We start from the raw sequence: 18,687 nt of genomic DNA, 5'->3' as shown, positions 1-18,687 counted from the left end.
AAGCGGCGGGGGCTGGTGTTGCCGGCCCCCGCCGCCGTTCTCGACTCTTAAAAGTGGGTCAGATGCCTGAGGCCGTTAGGCCTTGGAGATCTTGGTGACGTCGACCCGGTTGAAGAGGTCCATCTCGACGTTCGACACGTTCTTGCTGTGCGCGAACACGTTCTTGCCGAAGCGGAGCGGGATCACCGGCATGTCCTGGACGAGGACGTCCTCGGCCTGCTGCCACAGCTTGATGGCCTCGGCGGACGTCTTCGCGGCGCGGCCGTCCTCGACCAGCTTGTCGAACTTCTTGTTGCTGTAGCCGTAGTAGTTCGAGGAACCACCGGTGGTGAACAGCGGGCCGAGGTAGTTCTCCATGGACGGGTAGTCCATGATCCAGCCCATGCGGAACATGCCGGAGAACTTCTTCTGCTCGACCTGGGTCAGCAGCTCGGCGAACTGCGGGACGGCCTGGCCGACACACTCGACGCCGAGGTTCTTCTTGATCTGGTTGCAGGTGGCGTCCACCCACTCCTTGTGACCGCCATCGCCGTTGTAGCCGATGTTGATCTTGTTGCCCTCGATGCCGCCGGCCTTCGCGAGGAGAGCCTTGGCAGCCGCCGGGTCGAACTTGCAGGAGTCACCGCAGGTGTTGTCGCGGTAGCCGCCGACGACCGGGGAGACGAACGAACGGGCCGGGGACTGCGAGTCGTTGAGGATCACCTTGGTGATCTCTTCGCGGTCGATGGCCATCGAGATGGCCTTGCGCACGTCCGGCTTCGAGTACTTCTTGTCGTACGTCGGGAACGACACGAACTGGAAGGTCGAGGCGGGCGACGACTTGAAGCGCTCACCGAACTGCTTCGGGGCGTTCGCGAGCTCCGAGCTCGGGACCTGCGGGATGACGTCCAGGGCGCCGGCGACGACGTCCTTATACATCGTCTCCTGCTTCTGGTAGATCTTGTAGGTCACCGAGTCCACGTTGGGCTTGTTGGTGCCCGTGTAGTCAGGGTTCTTGACGACCTTGATCGACTTGTTGTGGTCCCACTTGCCCTCGATCTTGAAGGCACCCTGGCCGATCGGAGCCTGCTCGTAGGCCTTGATGTTCGCGATCGCGGCGTCCGGCAGCGGGTAGAACACCGTGTAGCCGAGGACGGTCTTGTAGTCGGCGAAGGGCTTCGCCAGCTTGACCGTGAAGGTGGTCTCGTCGACGACCTTCAGACCCGACAGCTCCTTGGCGGTCGGCTCGGGGGCCTTCTTCGGGCCCTCCTCGCCGTCCGGGTCGGCCGGGTTGAGGGCGTCGTAGCCCTCGATGGTGGCGAAGAAGTAGTTGCCGTCGGCCGCGTTCGGGCCGTAGGCGCCCCAGTTCCAGCCCTGGACGTAGCTCTTGGCGGTCACCGGGGTGCCGTCGTGGAACTTCTGGCCCGGCTTGATCTTGACGGTCCACAGCGAGTTGTCGGTCGTGGTGACCGACTCCGCCGCGTCCTCGACCGGCTGGTTCTTGGCGTCGTAGCTGACGAGCGGACGGAACAGCGCGTCCAGCACCTGCGAGCCCTCGGACTCGGTCGTCGTCTGCGGGACGAGGCGCTTCGGCTCGGAGATGCCGACGCTCACCGCGCCGCCCGCCTTGCCCTTGCCCTCACCCTCCTCCGCCTTGTCCTTGCCGCCACAGGCGGTTGCTGCCAGGGCGACGACGATCGCGCCCGCTACCCACTTGGCGCTCTTGGCACCACGCATGGGTTCCTCCTCATGAGTCCACTTGTCACTACGAGAGGGGCTTTCGGAGCGGACCGACACCCCTGACGGTCCGGAACTCCATGTGCCCCGAGTGTGCTCGTGAGTCGGCACTCCCCACAGTGCGTGACCCATTGACCCGAGCTCAATGGAGCCAACTATTAAGTACGTCCGGGCTGTAAACCACACTTAAGTGGTCTCGGTTTGACAACATCACCAAGCCCTGGGTGACCGAAATCCGGACAAAGCGAGCACAGACAGACACACCCGAAACGGACTGTTAACACACGTACCGGAGAGCGACGTTCGAAATCCGGACGTCTCGCAGGGAAATCGGTTTGACTCGGCCCGGCGATCGATCCCGGCCTCCCGGGGGCTCGATCCCGGCCTCCCGGGGGCTCGATCCCGGCTCCCCGGCCCCTCGTTCCCGGCTCCGCAGGCCCCTCACGGGACCGCGGCAACTCCCCAACGAGCCTGCCAAGCTCAGAAGTTGCTCAAAACTGTGTCCTATGTCTCCGTCGAGCCGCAAGACTCCCATCCGACCCGCTGACCACGGGTCGCACAGCCGCTCCGACGGGGCGGCATAACACGAGGGGAACATCATGCGCAACAAGCTCACGGCGGGCCTCGTCACCACCTGTCTGTCGGCGGCCACGCTGGCTCTCCTGCCCGCCACCAGCGCGCAGGCCGCCGACCCGATGTGCAGCTCGGGGTCCATCAAGTACACCTGGTCCACCGTCAGCAAGTCGCCGGTCGTCACCCACCGCAAGGCGATCGAGCACTACACCGGCGGCATCGTGACCAAGACCGTCAGCGCCTCGTCCGTCACCAGCATCACGGCCTCCGTCACCGCCACCTCCGGTGTCGAGGTCAGCGGCGGCGTCGCGCTGGCCAGCCTCAGCGGCAAGGTCGGTCTGGAGCTGAAGGCCGAGGGCTCGAGGACCAAGACCACGGCCGAGTCGATCACTCACCGGCTGTCCTCCCGCGGCAAGTACGTCCTGTACGCGGGCACCGTCAAGACCCAGGGCTACTACACCCAGTTCCGCTGCGACCGCGGCACCCGCTGGATCAACACCGGTAACTACGGCAAGGCCATCAGCTTCACCGTGGCCACCGAGGGCGGCCTCAAGTGCGGCACGACCGTGCCGGCCGGCAGCCTCGCCGCGTACGCCAAGCGCTACTGCTGACCCCGGCGCGCCGGGCCGACCACCCGGCGTGTGGGCGCCGGGCCGACCACCCGGGCGTCGAGCCGGACCGACCGTCCGGCGACAGGGGATGCGTAGTTCGGGGGAAGCGTCACAAGTAGGGGGACGCGGTATCAGGTGGGGGACGCCTCACCGCACGTACGACGAACGCCCGGCCGGAGACTTCCGGCCGGGCGTTCGTCGTGTGGACGCTGCGGGCGCCGCCCCTACGGGAGATCCCGCGGGGGCGGCTTCACCGGCTGGTGGGCCGGATCAGGCGTTCTTCGCGCGGGAGGACGCACGACCACGGGCGTTCTGGTCCAGGATGACCTTGCGGATGCGCACGGCCTCCGGGGTCACCTCGACGCACTCGTCGTCGCGGCAGAACTCCAGGGACTGCTCCAGGGAGAGCTTCCGCGGCGGGACGATCGCCTCGAAGGAGTCGGCGGAGGCGGAGCGCATGTTGGTGAGCTTCTTCTCCTTGGTGATGTTCACGTCCATGTCGTCGGAGCGGGAGTTCTCGCCGACGATCATGCCCTCGTACACCTCGGTGCCGGGGTCGGTGAACAGGACACCGCGCTCCTGGAGGTTCGTCATCGCGAAGGCGGTGACGGCGCCGGCGCGGTCGGCGACCAGCGAACCGTTGTTACGGGTCGTCAGCGTGCCGAACCACGGCTCGTGGCCCTCGTGGATCGAGTGGGCGATACCCGTACCGCGGGTGTTGGTGAGGAACTCCGTACGGAAGCCGATGAGGCCACGGGACGGAACGACGAACTCCATGCGGACCCAGCCGGAGCCGTGGTTCGACATGTTGTCCATGCGGCCCTTGCGGACACCCATGAGCTGCGTGACCGCGCCCATGTGCTCCTCGGGGACGTCGACCGTGAGGCGCTCGACGGGCTCGTGGACCTTGCCGTCGACGAGCTTGGTGACGACCTGCGGCTTGCCGATGGTCAGCTCGAAGCCCTCACGGCGCATCTGCTCGACCAGGATGGCGAGCGCGAGCTCACCGCGGCCCTGAACCTCCCAGGCGTCGGGACGCTCGGTGTCGAGGACGCGGAGCGAGACGTTACCGATCAGCTCGCGGTCCAGACGGTCCTTGACCTGGCGGGCGGTGACCTTGCGCTGCTTGACCGCGGACTTGGCGTCCGCGCCCTTGCCCGTGCCACCGCGGCCGACGAGCGGCGAGGTGTTGGTGCCGATGGTCATGGAGATGGCCGGCTGGTCGACCGTGATCAGCGGAAGCGCGATCGGGTTCTCCGGGTCGGCCAGGGTCTCGCCGATCATGATGTCGGGGATACCGGCGACGGCGCAGATGTCACCGGGGCCCGCGACCTCGGCCGGCTTGCGGGTGAGCGCCTCGGTCATCATCAGCTCGGTGATGCGGACGTTGGAGATCGTGCCGTCACGCTTGATCCACGCGACCGTCTGGCCCTTGCGCAGCTCGCCCTGCTCGACGCGGAGGAGCGCGATACGGCCGAGGAAGTTGTCGGCGTCCAGGTTGGTGACGTGGGCCTGGAGCGGCGCCTCCTCGTCGTACACCGGGGCCGGGACGTGCTCCAGGATGGCGGAGAAGAACGGCTCCAGGTTGTCGCTGTCCGCGGGAACGGTGCCGTTCTCCGGCTTGGTCAGCGAGGCGATGCCGTCACGGCCGCAGGCGTAAACGATCGGGAACTCGATCTGGTCCTCGTCCGCGTCCAGGTCGAGGAAGAGGTCGTAGGTCTCGTTGACGACCTCGTCGATCCGGGAGTCCGGGCGGTCCGTCTTGTTGATGCAGAGGATGACGGGCTTGCGCTGCTGGAGCGCCTTGCGCAGCACGAAGCGGGTCTGCGGAAGCGGACCCTCGGAGGCGTCCACGAGGAGGACGACCGCGTCGACCATCGACAGACCGCGCTCGACCTCGCCACCGAAGTCGGCGTGACCGGGGGTGTCGATGATGTTGATCGTGATCGGGGCCCCGCCGTCCTTGGGGTGATACTTCACCGCCGTGTTCTTGGCGAGGATCGTGATGCCCTTCTCACGCTCCAGGTCGTTCGAGTCCATCATGCGGTCGTCGAGCTGCTGGTGGGCGGCGAAGGCACCGGCCTGCTTGAGCATGGCGTCGACGATGGTCGTCTTGCCATGGTCGACGTGGGCGACGATGGCGACGTTACGGATGTCGTGGCGCGTGGGCATGGGTGCTTGCGCTTCTCTCGGATCGTGGGATGCGGCGTCAATTCCTCTTACGCCCGCCGGGCGGACGCGCCACGGCTATGTCCTATGGTACGGGGCAGCCGCGCAAGGGGCTTCCCCGCCCGGATCCGAGAGGGTCTACTAGGAGCTTTCGGCGTGTGCCCGGTGGCGTGGGGGACGCCCCGGGCACCTCGTTGCGACAGTGGACTGGCCGGGTCACGCGGCCGACGCGATCCTGCCCGCCGGGATCACCGGCGGGCAAGGAAATTGAGCTGCTTCTGAGGTTGTGACCAGCGGTTTCGGTGACTTCGGAGCTTTCAGCGGTTTCGCTCTGCTCCGTTGGAGGGTGCGGGCTTCTTGAAGCCGATGTCCTGGTAGCGGGGGGCGGCGAGGCCCCAGGCTCCCGCGTTCACGATCTCCGCCTTCGCCGCGACGAGCTGCGGACGCTGGTAGAGGGGGATGGAACCGGCCGCGGCCCAGATCCGGGCGTCGGCCTGGCGGACGAGATCGCGGGCCTCCTCCTCGTCGAGCGTCCCGGCCGCCTGGTCGAAGAGCTGGTCGATGCGGTCGGTGCCGACCCGCGAGTAGTTCTGCTCGACGAGGAGCGAGCCGTCCGAGGCGGGCTCGGGCTTGGCGAAGATGGGCCGGGCGTCGGTCGCCGGGAAGGCGGAGGCCGGCCAGGAGTAGAGCGCCAGGTCGTAGTCGCCCGCGGCGACGTGGTCCTTGAAGAAGCTGTCGTCCGCGACCTTGGTGACCTGGGTGCGGATCCCCACCGCGTCGAGCATCCGGACGATCCGGTCGCCGACCGCGCGCAGCGACTCCGAGCCGGGACCGGAGGGGAGGACGAAGCGGAGGCTGAGCGCCTTGCCGTCCTTGCCGAGGACCTGGGCCGCCTCGGGCGCGGTGACGGGGGCGGCGGTGCCGCGCGGGGCGTAGGCCCCGGCCACTCCCCGGTCCGGCTTGGTGACCGACTGGGCGGCGCGGCCGGGGCCGGTGCCGGTGTCGAGCGCCTCGGCGCGGGCGAGGAGCGCGGCGCTCTGGCGGGCGGCGGCGGGGGCCGGGGCGAGGATGCTGGTGCCGTTCTCGGGGCCAGCCGCGCCGATGACGGGGGCGGGGAGGGCCCTGCGGGCGCCCGGCTTGTCGTCGCCGACGATGTAGAGGCCTTCGTCGGACGCGGTGTCCGCCTTCTTCTTGGCGTCGGTGGAGGAGCCGTCGGCCTTCGCGCCGGACTGCGCCTTCTCCTTGTTGTCCGTGTTCTCCTTCTCGGCCTTCTCGGCCTTCTCGGCCTTCTCGGCCTCGCTTCCGGCCTCGGTGCCGTCCTTCGCGCCGGCGGGCTTCTTGACCGCCCCGCCCGGGACCCAGCCCGCGTCGGCGAGGAGTGCCCGCGCTTCCTTGGTGTCCTGGTCGCCGAGCGCGTCGCTGCTGTCCGCGTACGCCGCCTGCCCGGCGAGGGCCAGGTGGCTGCCGGGGGGCGTCGCCGGGAGGCCGAGGGGCTTGAGTACGGATTCGGCCAGTTCCTGGCGGTCGATGGCTCGGGCCACCGCCCGGCGTACCCGCTCGTCGGCGAGCGCGCCGGACTCGCCGTTGAGCGAGAGCTGGGTGTAGGCGGGCTCCAGGGACTTGCGGACGACGAAGCGGGCGAGGGTGTTCTGCTCGTTCGCGTAGCGGGTGACGGCCTTCTGGTTCTTCTGGCGGGCGGCCTGGACCTCCTCCGCCTTCTCCTCGTCGGAGCCGTGGGCGAGGGACCAGGACTTCAGGGCGTTGGAGGGGGTGATCGCCGAGCCGGGGCCGTGGGCGAGGGCCGCCTGGGCGCCGTTCCTGCCCGCGCCGGCGTCCTTGAGCGCGAGGGTGATCCGCTCGGCCGTGGAGCGGTCGATCTCGGCCAGGTCGAGCTTGTCCGCGGAGAGGGCGGCGGCCCGGTCGGCGCGGGGGACGGCCTTGAGGACGAGGCTGTCGAGCTTGGCGGACTGCCCCCACCAGCGGGGGTTGCGGGTCAGGGTGACGTCGCCGCTCTTGCGGTCGATCGACTTCAGCAGGAACGGTCCTGCAGTGGCCTTGAGGGTGGTGCGCGCCCCGTCGTTGAAGGAGTTCGGGGACCCCATGACCTGCTTGGGGTAGAGCGGGGTGAAGAGGGACTTCCAGTCGGCGTAGGGCTTGGAGAAGGTGACCCGTACCTCCAGGTCGGTCTTGCCCCGCTCGATCTTCTCGATCCGCTCGTAGCCGGAGTTGCGGGCGGTCCAGTACGCGGTGTCGCGGCCGCTCAGCGCCCGCCACTGGGCCACGAAGTCGGGGGCCCCGATCTCGCGCCCGTCGCTCCACACCGCCTGCTGGTGGAGCTTGTAGAGGACGACCTGCTTGGGCTCGGTCTCGACGACCTGCGCGGACTCCAGGTAGTCCGGGTTCAGCTGCGGCCGGCCCCGCCCGTCGATCGTGTAGAGGGAGGGGAGCACGGCCCCGGCGATCCGGGACGTGGTGCCGTCGGCGTCGGCCTGGAAGCTGTTCAGGGTGGTGGGCAGCGCGTCGACGGCCCAGCGGAGGGTGCCGCCGTCGGCCACCTTGTCGCGGGCCGCGGGAGCGTTGTCCTGCGCCGCGGCCGGGGCCTCGTCGGTCCCGTCGGAGCTGCAGCCGGCGAGCACGGTGACGGCGAGGACCGCACTGGTGAGGGTGGCGACGGAGCGGAGCGTGCGGGAGCGGGGGCTCCTGGAGCATGTCCTCCCGCGAGGGGCGCCGAACTGGGACATGACTTGTACCCCTTCGTCCAGATTTATTCCATTTGGAGATGATCAGACCTATTGCTCATACACTGAAAAGGACGGATCGGATCCGGCCACGGCGACACGGCGGCACGTCCGGGAAACCCCACTCGTGCGGCCCAACGGCCCCGGCCCCGGCCGCTCCGGACGAGTGGAATCCCGTGCACATGGCTTCCCAAGCGGGTTGTGACGCGCGACACTCCTGCGGAAGCCGCTCGCGGAAGTGAGGGCAACCCATGTCCGTTCAGGACGATCTGGCGGCCGTCAAGAGCTGCCTCGAAGAGCTGGTCCGCACCGTCGGCCGGCTGGAGCGATCCGTCGCGGCGGAGCGGGGCGTGGCCCCGGCACCGGCCGCCGGACGCGCCGAAAGCCTGGTGACCATCCCCGATGCCCCGTACGACAGCGGGCTGTGGACGGACACGGACGACGAGGGACTGGGAGCACGCGACCGCCACGCTCCCTAGACCGCCGAGCGCCTCGTGCCGCGCGCTCGGGCCACGCGTCCGGCGCCCCGCGGGCCTGAGGACGTACCGGCAACCGACCGCAGGAGGGCCTGTTGGCCACAGGTACGGAACCGCCCGGATCCGCGACGGGGGTGCGCTCCCCGGGGCGCGCCGCCATCGCCGCCCGCCATCTACGGACCGACCGGTGGTGGCTCTCGCCGGCCGCCACCGCCGCCGGACTGCTCGCCTTCGTCGCGTACTCGACCTGGCGGGCCTTCGCCGCCACCGACTACTACGCGGCCCCCTACGTCTCGCCGTTCTACTCGCCCTGTCTGGCGTCGAACTGCGTCCCCATGCAAGGCGGCCCGAACTGGGAGATCTTCGGCAGCTGGTGGGGCCTCTCCCCCGCCCTGCTGATCCTGATCTTCCCGCTCGGCTTCCGGCTGACCTGCTACTACTACCGCAAGGCGTACTACCGGGGCTTCTGGGCGTCTCCCCCGGCCTGCGCGGTCGCCGAGCCCCACCGGACGTACACGGGCGAGACCCGCTTCCCGCTGCTCCTGCAGAACCTCCACCGGTACTTCTTCTACGCGGCGCTCCCGGTCGCCGGCATCCTCACGTACGACACCGTCCTGACCTTCCGCGACTCCTCGTACGCCTGGGGGCACGCCGGTCTCGGGACGCTGATCTTCCTCGTGAACATCGCGCTGATCTGGGCGTACACCCTCTCCTGCCACTCCTGCCGGCACATCGTCGGCGGCCGGCTGCGGCACTTCTCGAAGCACCCCGTCCGGTACCGGCTGTGGACCTGGACCGGACGGCTGAACCGGCGGCACATGCAGCTCGCGTGGGCCTCCCTGATCAGCGTCGCCGTGTGTGACCTGTACGTGTACCTGCTCGCGACCGGCACCTTCGACGACCCGAGGTTCTTCTGACGTGAGGTTCTTCTGAGATGGCAGTGGTGGAACGACAGCAGTGGGACGTGGTCGTGGTCGGCGCCGGCGGGGCCGGGCTGCGGGCCGCGATCGAGGCGCGCCGGGCGGGCGCCCGTACCGCCGTGATCTGCAAATCCCTCTTCGGCAAGGCCCACACCGTCATGGCCGAGGGCGGAATCGCCGCCTCCATGGCCAACGCCAACGAGCACGACGACTGGAAGACGCACTTCCGCGACACCATGCGCGGCGGGAAGTTCCTCAACCAGTGGCGGATGGCCGAGCTGCACGCCCAGGAAGCCCCGGACCGGGTCTGGGAGCTGGAGACCTGGGGTGCGCTCTTCGACCGGACCGCGGACGGCCGGATCTCGCAGCGCAACTTCGGCGGGCACGAGTACCCGCGGCTCGCGCACGTCGGCGACCGGACCGGCCTCGAACTGATCCGGACCCTCCAGCAGCGGATCGTCGGCCTCCAGCAGGAGGACCACCGCGAGACCGGCGACCACGAGGGACGGCTGAAGGTCTTCCAGGAGTTCACCGTCACCCGGATCCTGAAGGGCACGGACGGCCAGGTCGCCGGGGTCTTCTGCTACGAGCGCGAGAGCGGCCGCTTCCTCGTCCTGGAGGCGCCCTCGGTCGTCCTCGCGACCGGCGGCATCGGCAAGTCCTTCAAGGTCACCTCGAACTCCTGGGAGTACACGGGCGACGGCCACGCGCTGGCCCTGCTCGCGGGCGCGCCGCTGGTGAACATGGAGTTCGTGCAGTTCCATCCGACCGGGATGGTCTGGCCGCCCTCGGTGAAGGGGATCCTCGTCACCGAGTCCGTACGCGGCGACGGCGGGGTGCTGCGGAACTCCGAGGGGCGGCGGTTCATGTTCGACTACGTCCCCGACGTCTTCAAGGAGAAGTACGCGCAGACCGAGGAGGAGGGCGACCGCTGGTACGAGGACCCGGACAACAACCGGCGCCCGCCCGAGCTGCTGCCCCGTGACGAGGTGGCACGGGCCATCAACTCCGAGGTGAAGGCGGGCCGCGGCTCGCCGCACGGCGGGGTGTTCCTCGACGTGTCGACCCGGATGCCGGCCGAGGTGATCCGACGGAGGCTCCCCTCGATGTACCACCAGTTCAAGGAGCTGGCCGACGTCGACATCACGGCGGAGGCCATGGAGGTCGGGCCGACCTGCCACTACGTGATGGGCGGCGTGGCCGTCGACTCCGAGACGGCGGCCACGGTCGGCGTGCCGGGGCTCTTCGCGGCCGGCGAGGTGGCGGGGGGCATGCACGGCTCCAACCGGCTCGGCGGCAACTCGCTCTCCGACCTCCTCGTCTTCGGCCGCCGCGCCGGGCTCTACGCGGCGCAGTACGCGGTGTCCGGTGCCGGCTCCACGGTCGTGGCGGACGACATCGAGGCCGCGGCGGCGGAGGCGCTCGCGCCCTTCGGAGGACCGTCGGGCGGCGCGCCGGAGAACCCGTACACGCTCCACCAGGAGCTCCAGCAGACGATGAACGACCTCGTCGGGATCATCCGGCGGGAGGGCGAGATGGCCGAGGCCCTGGAGCGGATCGCCGCCCTGCGGGAGCGGGCCCGCCGGATCGCCGTCGAGGGACACCGGCAGTTCAACCCGGGCTGGCACCTCGCCCTGGACCTGCGGAACATGCTCCTCGTCGGCGAGTGCGTGGCCCGGGCCGCCCTGGAGCGCACCGAGTCCCGGGGCGGGCACACCCGGGAGGACCACCCGGCGATGGTGCGGGAGTGGCGCCCGGTGAACCTGCTGTGTCACGCCGAGGGCGAGGGCATCGGGCTCGAACGCGTCCGTACCGAGCCGATCCGGGCGGACCTGCTCGCCCTCTTCGAGCAGGAGGAGCTGGCCAAGTACCTCGCGGACGCGGAGCTGGAAGGGGAGCTGGGCCGATGACGACGAGTACGTACGACGCGCGGTTCAGGGTGTGGCGGGGCGACACCGACGGCGGAGAGCTGACCGACTACACGGTCGAGGTGCACGACGGGGAGGTCGTGCTCGACGTCGTCCACCGCCTCCAGGCCACCCAGGCGCCGGACCTCGCCGTGCGCTGGAACTGCAAGGCGGGCAAGTGCGGTTCGTGCTCGGCCGAGATCAACGGCCGGCCCCGGCTGCTCTGCATGACCCGGATGTCGGTCTTCGCGCGGGACGAGGTGATCACCGTGACCCCGATGCGCGCCTTCCCGATCGTCCGCGACCTGGTCACGGACGTCTCCTTCAACTACGCGAAGGCCCGGGAGATCCCGGCCTTCGTGCCGCCGCCCGGGGTCGGACCCGGCGAGTACCGGATGCGGCAGGAGGACGTGGACCGCTCACAGGAGTTCAGGAAGTGCATCGAGTGCTTCCTGTGCCAGGACACCTGCCATGTGGTGCGTGACCACGAGGAGAACAAGGAGGCCTTCGCCGGGCCCCGCTTCCTCATGCGGGTCGCGGAGCTCGACATGCACCCCCTGGACGCGGCGGAGGAGGCGGGGATCGACCGGCGGCGGAGCGCGCAGGAGGAGCACGGGCTCGGCTACTGCAACATCACCAAGTGCTGTACGGAGGTGTGCCCGGAGTCCATCCGGATCACCGACAACGCGCTGATCCCGCTGAAGGAGCGGGTCGTGGACCGGAAGTACGACCCGCTGGTGTGGCTCGGCAACACGATCAGGCGGCGGAAGGGGTAGGGGCGTCCTGAGGCGCGGCGGGCGCCTCAGGACGGCGCGGCGGGCGCCGCGGGGGCGCGGGTCAGTGCCAGCCCTCGCGGTACGCCGCCCAGTCCCCTTCCTCCGCGGCGAAGTCGACGTACAGCGCGACACCGAACTGCCGGCGGTCGTGGTCCGTGCGCCCGAGGCCGAGTCTCGTGCCGCGGATCGCGGCGGCGACGGTCTCCGCGTTCTCGTGGTGGCCGAGGTCGTCCTCGTGGAAGAAGGGGAGCCCCATCAGCAGGTCGGTCGATTCGGGTGTCACCTCAAGGGCGAGGCTCGTCTGCTGGGCGACGTAGCCGCCGTACAGGCCCTCCAGCGGCATCCAGGTGTCGTACGACATGACGGCGATCTGGTCGACGCGCCGCGCGACCTGGCCGAAGAACTCCTGCGACCACCACTTCTCCTTGCCGGTGAGCACGCTGTTCACCGAGTGTGCGGCGGGCACCGGGTCGATCTGGTGGGCGGCCACCGAGAGCGGCACCTTCCGGGCGCGGGTCAGCTCCCCCAGGTCGTCGAGGAGCGACAGGTAGTTCGCGTCGTCGGAGAGCAGCGGCTCCAGGTCGAAGTGGACCCCGTCGAAGCCGGCGTCCAGGATCTGCCGGGCCGAGGTGACCACGGCCTCGCGGGACCCGGCCTTGTCCAGACGCAGTCCGTTCGACCCCTCGGTCACGAGGACGTCGCCCAGCCACGCCTGCACGCGAATTCCGGGCATCGTGCGGTGCACCTCGTCTATCAGCCACTTCGCCCGGGGGTACTTGGCCGCCGGGAGGGTGCCGTCATGCCGCAGCGGTCCGGCGTGGACGTAGAGGTCGCGGATGCCGGTGCCCTTGATCCGGGCCGCGAAGGCCGCGAGGTCGGCGTCCTTCTTGCGCCCGTCGACCCAGGCGTGGCCGAGCCAGATGGCGTCCTTGCCCCGGGTCCGCGCGTCCTCCCTGACGTCACCCGTGAAGTTGAGGCGCAGCGCGACCGCTCCGGTGAGCAAGGGCACGACGAGCAGCAGGACCAGCCCGAGGGCGAACCAGCGCCCCCGCCTCCAGATGCCCTTCAACCGTCCGTTCACACGAGCCCCCAAGAGCCGTCGTATCACTCATGCCGCTGTTGCCACCGTAGAGGCGACCACAGACAGTGACGCCGAACGGCTTCGAACGGTTTCCGGAGGGCATCGGTCCGCTCGGCCGGGTCGGTCCGGTCGGTCCGGTCGGTCCGGTCGCGGGGCCGTATATGCGGACATAACCTCCCTCTTGTGACGCGAATAGCCACCCGAGCCCTTCTCGCGGTACTGGTGGCGGCGTGGTGGCTCCTCGTGCCCGCCGTTCACGGTGCCCACGCCGACGACCCGGTCGTCCTGTCCCGCGAGGGGCAGATCACCGACCGTGTGGATGCCCTCGGCGACCGCCGCGCCTCCGTGGTCGAGGCCCTCGACCGCCTCTACGACGACCGGCGGGTGCAGCTCTTCGTCGTGTACGTACGGGACTTCTCCGGGAGCCCGGCGCAGAGCTGGGCCGACGCCACCGCGGAGCGCAACGGCCTCGGCGTCGAGGACCTGCTGCTCGCCGTCGCCACCCACGACCGGCAGTACGGCTACTCGGTCGACCCGGCCTCACGCTTCACCCAGGAGCAGCTGGACGACGTGGCCAGGACCGCGATCGAACCGGCCCTGCGGCAGAACGACTGGGCGGGCGCCGCCATCGGCGCGGCGAACGGCTACGACGCCGTCCTCGCCGGCCTGCCCGTCCCCGTTCCGGCCATCACTCCCGGGCCCGCCGACCCCGGCGGCCCGGCCGACGAGGGCACCTCGGCCACCGACCTGGTCCTGCCGGTGGTGCTGGTCGGCGGCGCGGGGGCCGTGGCGGCCTACGCGTACGCCAAGCGGCGCAAGCGGGCCGAGACCCGTACCACCCCGCGGGGCGGCCAGGGCTGGGGCCCGCCGAAGGAGCCCGCGCCGCCGTCCCTGGAGGAACTCGACGGGCAGGCGCAGCAGACACTGGTCGCCACCGACGACGCGGTCCGCACCAGCCAGGAGGAGCTCGGCTTCGCGACCGCCCAGTTCGGCGAGGAGGCGGTACGGCCCTTCACCGAGGCGGTCGCCTTCGCCAAGGAGCAGCTGACGGCTTCGTTCCGGCTGCGGCAGAAGCTCGACGACTCCTTTCCCGAGGACGACCAGACCCGCCGGGGCATGCTCGACGAGATCCTCCGGCGCTGCGGCGAGGCGGACGCCCGGCTCGACGCCGAGAGCGAGGCCTTCGACCGGCTCCGGGCCCTGGAGCGGAACGCTGCCGAGGCGCTGGCCACGGTCGAGGCCGCCTTCCGCGAGCGGACCGGGCACATGGGCCTGGCCGAGGCGGCGCTGACCGCGATGCGCGAGCGGTACGCGGACTCGGCCGCGGCCCCGGTCGCGGGCGACATCGAACAGGCGAAGGACCGGCTCGTCTTCGCGACGACCCACATCAACCAGGCGCGCCAACAGATCGACGCCGGGGACAACGGCGGGGCCGCGGTGCACATCCGAGCGGCCGAGAGCGCGGTGGACCAGGCGGCCCGGCTCGTCGAGGCCGTGGACCGCCGGGCGCAGGAGCTGGCCGAGGCGGTGGGCAAGCTGCCGGTCGCGCTGTCCGAGACGGACGCGGATCTCGCGGATGCCCGCGGCCTGTTGAAGGGGACCGCCGAAGGGGTCTCCACCGCCGACCTCCAGGGCCGGATCGCCCGGGCCGAGTCGGTGGTCGCCGAGGTGCGGCGCGGGGTGGAGGCCGGGCGGTACGACCCGATCGCCGCGCTGCGCCGGGTCGAGGAGGCCGACGCGGCGCTCGACGAGGCCCTGGAGGGCGCACGGGAGCGCGAGTCGGGCACTCGGCGGGCCCGAGCGCTCCTCGATCAGGCGATGCTGACGGCCCGCTCGGCCATCGGGGCGGCCGCCGACTACATCACCACGCATCGGGGCGCCGTGGGCTCCGAGGCCCGTACGCGCCTGGCCGAGGCCCAGCGCCGCTGGGAGAAGGCGCGGGTCCTCGCCGACGCCGGGGACCCGCAGGCCGCCCTCGCGGAGGCCCAGCAGGCGGACGCGCTGGCCCGACGTGCGCAGGAGCTCGCCGAGCAGGACGTCCGGACGTACGGGAACCCGAACGGCCTGGGCGGTGTAACAGGGGTGGGAGGAAGTGGTGGCGGCGGGCTCGGCGGGGCCGTGCTCGGCGGCATCATCCTCGGCGGACTGTTCGGCGGGGGAAGGGGAGGCGGACATGGGGGGTTCGGTGGCGGTTCGGGGCGGGGTGGCGGGGGCTTCGGGGGCGGAGGTTTCGGCGGCGGGCCCGGCAGCTTCGGCGGCAGCGGCACGCGCGGCCGGCTGGGCGGCGGCGGCCGGTTCTGAGAACCGCGCGTCCGGCGCCCCGATTTCTGTCCCTCTCTCTGTTCCTCTCTCTGTTCCTCCCAAGGAGAAGTGCCATGAGCAAGCAGACGATTCTCGGCCGGGTCACCCAGCTGGCGAAGGCCAACATCAACGCGCTGCTGGACCAGGCGGAGGATCCGCAGAAGATGCTGGACCAGCTGATCCGCGACTACTCGAGCAACATCTCGGAGGCCGAGGAGGCGGTGGCCGCGACGATCGGCAACCTGCGGCTGATGGAGCAGGACCACCAGGAGGACGTGGAGGCGGCGAAGGAGTGGGGCGGCAAGGCGCTGGCCGCCAGCCGCAAGGCGGACGAGCTGCGGGCCGGCGGGCAGGCCGCGGAGGCGGACCGGTTCGACAATCTGGCGAAGGTGGCGCTGGGCCGGCAGCTGCAGTCGGAGAAGGAGGCGCGCACGGCGGAGCCGACGATCGCCTCGCAGACCGAGGTGGTGGACAAGCTCAGGACGGGCCTCGACCAGATGAAGGCCAAGCTCGGCGAGCTCCGGGCGAAGCGCGACGAGCTGGTCGCGCGGGCCAAGTCGGCGCAGGCGCAGAACCGCATGATGGACGCGGTGAAGAGCATCGACGTCCTCGACCCGACGAGCGAGCTGAGCCGCTTCGAGGACAAGGTGCGCCGGGAGGAGGCGAAGGCGATGGGCAAGCAGGAGCTCGCGGCCTCCTCGCTGGACGCCCAGTTCGAGCAGCTGGACGCGCTCGGCGACAGCGCGGAGATCGAGGCCCGGCTGGCCGCGCTCAAGGCCTGATCCGCTACTGGCTCGACCGCTGGTCAGAACATGCTGAGAAGCTGCTCCACCGTGGGTTCCGCCGCGTCGTCGCCGTCGGGCAGGGCCAGTTCGAACCAGACGGTCTTCCCGCGCGGGGTGCGGCGGGATCCCCAGGAGGAGCTGAGCAGCCCGACGAGCTGGAGGCCGCGGCCGCCCTCGTCGGTGTCCCGGGCCCGTCGGCGCCGGGGCTGGACCAGGCCCGCGTCCCAGACCTCGCAGACGAGGGTCCGGTCGCGCAGCAGGCGCAGCCGTATCTCGCCCTCGCCGTAGCGGAGCGCGTTGGTGACGAGTTCGCTGACGAGGAGTTCGACGGTGTCGACGAGCGGTTCGAGGTCCCAGGCCTTCAGCTGGGTGCGGGCCAGTTCGCGGGCCCGGCCGACCGAGCGGGGTTCCCTGGGCAGCGACCAGTCGCCGACGGCCTCGCTGGGCAGGCCCTGGATCCTGGCCATGAGGAGGGCGATGTCGTCCTCGCCGTGCCCGGTGTCGAGGCTGTTGAGGACCCGGTCGCAGACATCTTCGAGCGGGCGGGCGGGGTCGGTGAGGGCGCGTCGGAAGGCGCTGAGCCCCTCGTCCAGCGGGTGGTCGCGGGACTCGACGAGCCCGTCGGTGTAGAGGGCGAGGAGGGCGCCCTCGGGGAGCTCGACCTCGACCTCCTCGAAGGGTTCGCCGCCGACGCCGAGCGGCATCCCGGGGGGCACGTCGAGCAGCAGGGCCTCCTCGCCGGGTTCGACGAGCACGGGCGGAAGATGGCCGGCGTTGGCGAAGGTGCAGCGTCGGGTGACCGGGTCGTAGACCGCGTAGACGCAGGTGGCGAGGTAGACCTCGGAGAGTTCCGGGCCACGGGACTTGTGCGTGCGGGACTGCTGGGTGCCGATGGGGGCGCCGAGGCCGCGGGCTATCTCGTCGAGGTGGGAGAGGACCTCGGCGGGTTCCAGGTCGAGCTGGGCGAGGGTGCGGACGGCGGTGCGCAGTTCGCCCATGGCGACGGCGGCGCGCAGGCCGCGTCCCATGACGTCCCCGATGACGAGCGCGGTGCGGTGGCCGGGCAGTTCGATGACGTCGAACCAGTCGCCGCCGACCTCGGTGGCGGTGGTGCCGGGGAGGTAGCGGCAGGCGATGTCGAGTCCCGCGGCCTCGGGGTCGCCGGGCGGGAGCAGGCTGCGCTGGAGGATGAGGGCCCGCTCGTGCTCGCGGCGGTAGAGGCGGGCGTTGTCGATGCAGACGGCGGCGCGGGCCGCGAGTTCGACGGCGAGGGCCCGGTCGCGCTCCCCGAAGGGCTCGCTGCCCTTCGCCCGGGAGAACTGGACAAGGCCGACGACGGTGTCGTGGGCGACCATCGGAACGACCAGGGTGGACTGGGCGAGTTCGCCGTCGGCGCCGGGCACGGTCCGGATCCGTCCGGTCCGCAGGGCTCCGGCGCACGGCGAGTTGAAGGGGTAGCGGTGGACGGCCCCGACCTCGATCGGTACGGGTCCGCAACAGCCGCTGCCTGTCCCGTGCCCCTCGTCGGTCCTGAGGGGGGTGTCGGCGACGGCGCTGGCGAAGGCGACCCTGCGGAGCTCGGCGCTGCCCGCCCCGTAGCCGACGTCGTGGGAGCTGCCCCAGCGGCCGGGCGGTGCCTCGTCGCCGGTCAGCAGGCCCTGGTAGAGGTCGACGGAGGCGAGGTCGCAGAAGCCTGGGACGGCGACGTCGAGGAGTTCGCGGGCGGTGGCCTCCAGGTCGAGGGAGTTGCCGATGCGGGCACCGGCCTCGTTGAGGAGGGCGAGGTTGCGGCGGGCGCTGGCGGCCTCGCGGGCGGCGTTGTGGCGGCGGGTGACGTCGATGCCGAGGCCGGCGACGCCGATCGGGCGGCCGGAGCCGCTGTGCACGCGGTAGAGGTTGATGGACCAGTGCCGGCGGTCCCGGGCGCCGGGGGCGGCGCCGACGATCTGGAGGTCGGTGACGGACTCGCCGGTCTCCAGGACCCGGCGGAGGGCGCTGGTCATCCGGTCGGCCTCGGATCGGGCGAGGTAGTCGTGGACGGTCCGGCCGCGGTGGTCGTCCGCCGAGCCGCCGAAGACGGTGGCGAAGCGCTGGTTGGCCCGCTTCACGGTGAGGTCGGTGCCGAAGAGGAGAAAGCCGAAGGGGGATTGGCCGAAAATCGCCTGGGAGGCGGCGAGGTCGGTCTCGATGCGGCGGAGTGCGCGCACGTCGACGACGATGCACAGCGCGGCCCGCTCGCCGGACTCGGTCTCGCTCGGCATGACGTACATCTCGGCGATGCCGTGGGGTTGCTCCTCACCGGGCATCCGGAAGGGGACCAGGCCCGTCCATTCCTTGCCATCGAGGATCTCCTTGACCCGCCGGTGCCCGCGCTCGCGCAGGTCGGCGGGCATGAAGGCCTCGACCGGGTCCTTGCCCCTGGCCTCCTCGGCGGTCACGCCGAAGAGGTCCACGGCTCGCCGGCTCCACTGCTCGACGAGGCCGTCGGGCCCGATCGAGAAGGACGCGACCCGGATGTAGTCATAGATGGAGCCGGGCGGGCTGCTCTGCCACACGAAGCCGCTCGCCGTCTCGGATATCTCGCTCACGCGACCGTCCCCTCCAGCTCACCGCACCGGACCGGCCATGCCCGCA

The 18,687-nt window shown here is 70.7% G+C and carries 12 protein-coding genes; 7 read left to right on the top strand and 5 right to left on the bottom strand.

Going from position 1 to position 18,687, the window contains the following annotated elements:
- Positions 1 to 75: 75 nt before the first annotated feature.
- On the bottom strand, positions 76 to 1,716 hold the full coding sequence (locus IE124_RS24650) for a peptide ABC transporter substrate-binding protein (protein WP_189510246.1): 1,641 nt from the start codon (positions 1,714 to 1,716) through the stop codon (positions 76 to 78).
- A gap of 599 nt (positions 1,717 to 2,315) precedes the next feature.
- On the opposite strand from IE124_RS24650, the gene IE124_RS24645 reads away from it, so the two are divergent.
- A complete protein-coding gene (locus tag IE124_RS24645) occupies positions 2,316 to 2,900 on the top strand; it encodes a hypothetical protein (protein WP_189510244.1) in 585 nt (194 codons plus the stop codon).
- A 270-nt stretch (positions 2,901 to 3,170) separates the two neighbouring features.
- Here the strand turns inward: IE124_RS24645 and typA are convergent, their stop codons facing one another.
- Together typA and IE124_RS24635 are read right to left on the bottom strand one after the other, a co-directional pair.
- On the bottom strand, positions 3,171 to 5,072 hold the full coding sequence (typA, locus tag IE124_RS24640; RefSeq protein WP_189510242.1) for a translational GTPase TypA: 1,902 nt from the start codon (positions 5,070 to 5,072) through the stop codon (positions 3,171 to 3,173).
- 314 nt (positions 5,073 to 5,386) lie between these two features.
- Entirely contained in the window at positions 5,387 to 7,810 is a 2,424-nt protein-coding gene (locus IE124_RS24635) for an ABC transporter family substrate-binding protein (protein ID WP_189510240.1), read from the bottom strand.
- A 248-nt stretch (positions 7,811 to 8,058) separates the two neighbouring features.
- Here IE124_RS24635 and IE124_RS24630 point away from each other — a divergent pair, with 248 nt between their 5' ends.
- The 4 genes from IE124_RS24630 (at position 8,059) to IE124_RS24615 (ending at position 11,886) form a co-directional block, all read left to right on the top strand.
- Positions 8,059 to 8,286 carry an Rv0250c family protein gene (locus IE124_RS24630; RefSeq protein WP_189510238.1) on the top strand — a complete coding sequence of 76 codons (228 nt, stop codon included), beginning with the start codon at positions 8,059 to 8,061 and terminating at the stop codon, positions 8,284 to 8,286.
- A 92-nt stretch (positions 8,287 to 8,378) separates the two neighbouring features.
- Positions 8,379 to 9,200, top strand: a complete 822-nt coding sequence (gene sdhC / locus IE124_RS24625) for a succinate dehydrogenase subunit SdhC (RefSeq protein WP_189510236.1) — start codon at positions 8,379 to 8,381, stop codon at positions 9,198 to 9,200.
- A gap of 17 nt (positions 9,201 to 9,217) precedes the next feature.
- On the top strand, positions 9,218 to 11,113 hold the full coding sequence (locus tag IE124_RS24620) for a fumarate reductase/succinate dehydrogenase flavoprotein subunit (RefSeq protein WP_189510235.1): 1,896 nt from the start codon (positions 9,218 to 9,220) through the stop codon (positions 11,111 to 11,113).
- Complete coding sequence (locus IE124_RS24615; protein ID WP_189510233.1) at positions 11,110 to 11,886, top strand: succinate dehydrogenase/fumarate reductase iron-sulfur subunit; 777 nt, start codon at positions 11,110 to 11,112, stop codon at positions 11,884 to 11,886. Before IE124_RS24620 ends, IE124_RS24615 begins: the two co-directional genes overlap by 4 nt.
- A gap of 61 nt (positions 11,887 to 11,947) precedes the next feature.
- On the opposite strand, the gene IE124_RS24610 is transcribed toward IE124_RS24615, so the two are convergent.
- Positions 11,948 to 12,967, bottom strand: coding sequence for a glycoside hydrolase family 18 protein (locus IE124_RS24610; protein ID WP_229832795.1), 1,020 nt, complete (start codon positions 12,965 to 12,967; stop codon positions 11,948 to 11,950).
- A 183-nt stretch (positions 12,968 to 13,150) separates the two neighbouring features.
- Here IE124_RS24610 and IE124_RS24605 point away from each other — a divergent pair, with 183 nt between their 5' ends.
- Positions 13,151 to 15,268 (top strand): TPM domain-containing protein, encoded by a 2,118-nt coding sequence (locus IE124_RS24605; RefSeq protein WP_189510231.1) that lies wholly within the window; start codon positions 13,151 to 13,153, stop codon positions 15,266 to 15,268.
- 74 nt (positions 15,269 to 15,342) lie between these two features.
- Positions 15,343 to 16,050, top strand: coding sequence for a PspA/IM30 family protein (locus IE124_RS24600; protein ID WP_189510229.1), 708 nt, complete (start codon positions 15,343 to 15,345; stop codon positions 16,048 to 16,050).
- Between the two features lie 23 nt (positions 16,051 to 16,073).
- Here the strand turns inward: IE124_RS24600 and IE124_RS24595 are convergent, their stop codons facing one another.
- The gene (locus IE124_RS24595; protein ID WP_189510227.1) at positions 16,074 to 18,641 is read right to left on the bottom strand and encodes a SpoIIE family protein phosphatase; all 2,568 of its coding nucleotides are present in this window, start codon (positions 18,639 to 18,641) and stop codon (positions 16,074 to 16,076) included.
- Between the last annotated feature and the right edge of the window lie 46 nt (positions 18,642 to 18,687).

Source organism: Streptomyces narbonensis (assembly GCF_014649015.1).
Taxonomy (GTDB): Bacteria; Actinomycetota; Actinomycetes; order Streptomycetales; family Streptomycetaceae; genus Streptomyces; species Streptomyces narbonensis.
This window is presented reverse-complemented; position numbering and strand designations above follow the sequence as displayed.